Below are 4,698 nucleotides of genomic sequence, written 5' to 3' on the forward strand. Positions count from 1 at the left end.
AATTCCTCCATTCACCGTTGCTTGCGAGTTCAACCCCCAAGCTACAGCAGCAGAAGCAGATGCAGATGCCCCAGAGCCTATAGCAACTGAAGATTCCCCATCAGCGATAGCATCTTTGAAATCGCCGCCAGTCTTGCTAATTTTCCATCCTTCGGCCAATTCTTTTAGCTGTGCAAAATTTACAGCGTCGGTGCTTTTAGTACCAGCTTTTACACCAGAAAGGATTCGTGCCTTGTCCTCTCTATTGGTAATATTGATTTCACTGCCTGATACTTCTTTACCAATCGTGATGAGATTTGTTTCTTTATCTTTCTTAATAAGGCTATCACCTTGTACATTGGTAATCGCATTATTAATCTGATTGGTAATCTCCTTGGTAAATTTATTCTGAACGTTTGTAAAAGAAGTACCAACACCTTCAAAAGCAGCTGCGACATTCTTATAAGTCTTCTCTTCTTCCTCACCCTCTCCGTTAACAGTTTTCACTGTAAAAGTTGGCGCACTCCATTTGCCATTCTCATAACGAGCACCACCACCGAAAGACTTCGCGACATTGTCACCTAAAGTATAAAGCTGAGAGCCATTGATTGCATCGGTAGAGGTAGCGTTAATATCACCTTGTGCGAGAGAAGTGATCTTGCTTGCAGTTTTTGCTTTACCTTCTTCATCTCCTGCCTTTTTATGCTTAGCTACAAAAGCTTCGGCATCATCACTCCATAACAAGGAATCGTCCTGAGCCGTTTTGACGACATCTGCTACTTTTTTATCAAAATGGTTGAGAACATTTTCAAAGCTTTGACCAATTCCTTCAAGTGCAGACGCAACAGTTTGATAGCCATCTTTGGTTATATTTCCATCAGCATCAACACCATTAGAATAGTAAACGCTGCTTACAATAATCCCATTTTCATCGATATGTACATTATTACTACCAAGAGTCCCAGCAATCGAATTAGCAAGAGTGTAAAGCTGGGAGCCATTGATTACATCTTTTGAACTTGGAGAAATTTTTCCATCTGCAACAGCTGTGATTATTTTTTCTCCGGCATTAATACCATCAGTCGTTATTTGCGGACCATTCGCAATTTTGAAACCTGTTGCATCTAGAGTATTAGATCCTAGTGTTATCTTATTAAGTGTAATATACTTCGCGAGATCAAATTTTACCTTATTATCGCCCTCACCTTTGGTAATTTCAAAATTTTTACTTCCAGCTGCAAAATCTACCGTATCATCTATTCCCACAACCTTAGCATTTTTACCGTCAACAGATAGTTTCCAACCTTTGTCTACATAGGTTTGTAATGACTTTAGCTGCGCAACATTCACTGCATCAGTATTCGCACTACCCGCCGCGACTCCTCCAATTTGTCGTGTTTTACTGTTAGCAAGATCACCAACACTCACGGCACCATAAGTACTTTTCCATGTAAAGGTCGTATCTGTCGCTACACCCTGTAAAAAAGGGCTATAACCTGCAACACCAGCTTCAACGGTCGCTATAGAATCAGCACCTAAAGCAACAGCGTGATCTGCTTTTGCTCTTGAATAAAATCCTATAGAAACTGCCTCTTTTTCCGCTGCATAGGAACGATGACCAACGACTGTTGAACCATACCCCAAAGCTTTAGAAACAGCACCCAAAGCTGTTGAATAATCACCCTTGGCGGTTGTATAATCATTCTGATTTTTTTCATTATATTCGGAACCTAGTGCGGTGCTGCTTTTCCCCAAAGCATGTGCCATGCGACCTATAGCTATGCTATCTTCTTTTGCCACTTGCGCCTGAGGACCTATAACAATCCCATACAATGCATCCTTTGTGACCTTTGAGTCATAACCAATAGCAATCGCCTGCTTAGTATAACTATGCGCTTTACTACCTAAAGCTATTGCATATTCAGCACCTGCAACTGTTCTATCTGATTCATTTGCAGAATAGGCTAGAGCGGAACCTATCGCAATGCTATTCTTACCCCCAGTAGATAAAGCAGTGAAGCCAATAGCAATTCCCTGTTCAACCTTCGTCTCTGCCACCGGTCCTAATGCTATGGTATCATGAAGCTTTGCATGCGCTTGAAAACCCATCTCAATAGGGTGGCCAGCATCATAGTCTCTTGCATTTACATCTCTTTTAGCTCTTGAAATTACCCTTCTCACAGACAAATCAGGAGCATCATCAGAATCCACATCGTCAATGCTCATATTTTTTGCATTAGCGCTAAAAATTATCGGTTGTATAGCTCTTGCTTTCTTATTCGTGGAAGCTAAAGGACTCAAAAGTTTTGTTTCTCGATTAACAAACTCAGACCTGAATATATTTTTTCCATCTTGCTGTGTAGAACTATCGTTTCCAGCCAAAATATTTATGATAGGCTTTCTTTTCTCATAAAGTGTATTATTTAAAAAATTTGCATAATCACTAGAAGCATTCACTTTTGCTGCTAGCTTTGTATTCACCGCCGTTAAATAACCTGCCGTGGATGAAGGATAATTGTTAAAATTGTTCTGATTATCCTCGCCTTGAGAATAAACTGCTGTTGCTTTCTCTATACTTTGAAGGACTTGTTCTATTATATCAAAACTTTTCGCATAAACAGGCGAACTATTTGATAAAAATGTAGCTGCTGCGGCTAATGAAAGTGCTTTAACAAAAGAAAAACGAGAAACTTTGAAATGACTCGCTCTTTGTGTGGCATATAATTTTTTCATAACAAACTCTCCAATGAAAAAATCTGAAAACACATCCAAAACATAAAAAAGACATATTTTTCTGTTAGCCACTCGGTTGGGTATAATTGGAAGTTGAGAGTGCCTCTTTGAATAAAGACGTTTTAAGTGTTTTGTGTGTGCTTTCTGTAATGAAGTCTAAATGAGAAGTTTGGGAAATATGTTTATAAAAACATAAAAGGGTACATTTAGATTCTAATGGAATTGGACCTGTGGTTTATCACCTAGGTTTTTAGAAGAAATCTTTAAGGGATTTAAATATTACAGGTGTTTTTTTAGATGATTAATCACGTGATAAGACCACAAAGGATATTGTTTTCTGTGAATTTCTTCATATTAAGAAGTAATTTTTTTGTGATTTACAAATAAAGAGCCGCAATACTTAAGGGAATCCTAGATTATGTAAGAAGATGGGAATCTTTTAGCTAGTATGCTCTTTTATTCAGCATAATGCAGCAATATAAATCTTGTTTTTTTATATATTTCTGATTTTTACGCATTACTTCCCCCTTTTTGAATTGTTATTTATCAAAATGAGTCTTACTAATATACTTTATGAGTCATATTCTTTCTGTAATAAAATAGCAACAAAAAAATAACAATTTTTATCAATTTAAATATTTTTTACAGAAACATGTGATCTTTTTTCAACAATTTAAGTAAAAAATTTTAGAAAAATAATGAGAATTCATAAGTATGTTGCTCTATAAAGCTCATTCTAAAGCTAAAATATTCCTTATTCTGCATAAGTGTAAATGTAGAACGCATCAGAAATCTAAACTTATCATTATCAATTCAGTTTCACTCTTAAATCTTCTCCTATACCCTATGCCTACTAGAACTCATTGCGGATATATTAGAGTGCATTCTGCCATTTTAAGACATATAACCTGCTCCAACAGCAAAAGCTGATTGATTGCGCCATGTCCCCGTTCCTATCGATAAAATTAAAGAACCTAGCGTATCTTCATAACTCAAATTTGATACCGCTAAACCTATCGCTGCTGTCCGCCTGGATTCTTTTTGCGAACTTCCTTAATTTCATACCTTAATGCTTCAAACTCTTTATATCTGTATAAGATTTTACCTCATTAACATTGACAATATTGTTAAAGCATTCATCCGTATAATCATACAAAGGATCTCGAGTGAAAATAGCAACTGATAATACTTGCCCCCTGTAGTCTAACCATCAGCAACATTATAAAAAACGCATTGCATATTTTTATCAGCAAAAATTATACCCTTATGATTAAGGGCACTATTTTATTTCTTTCTTTGTTATAATGACAAAAAGACAACCTTTAAAGTTCCAAGGAATACTCTTTATAAAACAATAAAAGTCAGAGAAAATACAGCATATTCAAATCGCTCCACTTTAATATGATAATTGATTTTTTCACAACGCACTTACCAGTGAAAAAGTAAAATAAGCATATCTGTTGATAATACTCCTTTATTCCCTATCGGTATTCGTAAGTGTTTAAAGAAATTTCCCTTCATCTTAATTTTAAGAGAAGGGAAATTTATTTTTGAATTTTTTACTGTTAGTTCAATGTAATCCTAAATCCAGCACCTACGCCCCAATGACCTCCAGCACTCGTTGCTGACACATTAGAACGAATCTTTCCATTTTCAGACATATAACCAGCACCGATAGCAAAGGCAGATTGGCTACGCCACAAACCACTACCAAATGAAAAGCTTAATTTTCCTGGCGTATCATCATAACTCAAATTAGATACCGCTAAACCAATAGCTGCAGCCTGTCTTGCTTCCTTGCGGACATCCTCAACGGCATAATTTAACGTCTCAAACTTCATATCTGTATATGCTTTGGACTCACTAACACCATTGTTGACTATATCAGTAATATGTTCATCCGTATACTTCTTCGCATCTTCAAGAACTAGCTTCATCTGCTGTTCCGTATAATCATGCAATTGACCGCCATTGATAGCTTCCTTC

The 4,698-nt window shown here is 36.6% G+C and carries 2 protein-coding genes and 1 pseudogene; all 3 read right to left on the minus strand.

Features of this window, described 5'->3' with window-relative positions:
• Positions 1-2,712: pseudogene (locus T429_RS0108365) on the minus strand (hypothetical protein); the annotation flags it as partial.
• A gap of 894 nt (positions 2,713-3,606) precedes the next feature.
• Positions 3,607-3,708 carry a YadA-like family protein gene (locus tag T429_RS10460; RefSeq protein WP_161629905.1) on the minus strand — a complete coding sequence of 34 codons (102 nt, stop codon included), beginning with the start codon at positions 3,706-3,708 and terminating at the stop codon, positions 3,607-3,609.
• Between the two features lie 569 nt (positions 3,709-4,277).
• The coding region (locus tag T429_RS09955; protein ID WP_034456159.1) for a YadA-like family protein at positions 4,278-4,698 on the minus strand (421 nt) is incomplete at its 5' end.

Origin of the sequence: Bartonella elizabethae F9251 = ATCC 49927, assembly GCF_000518165.1 — a bacterium.
Lineage (GTDB): Bacteria > Pseudomonadota > Alphaproteobacteria > Rhizobiales > Rhizobiaceae > Bartonella > Bartonella elizabethae.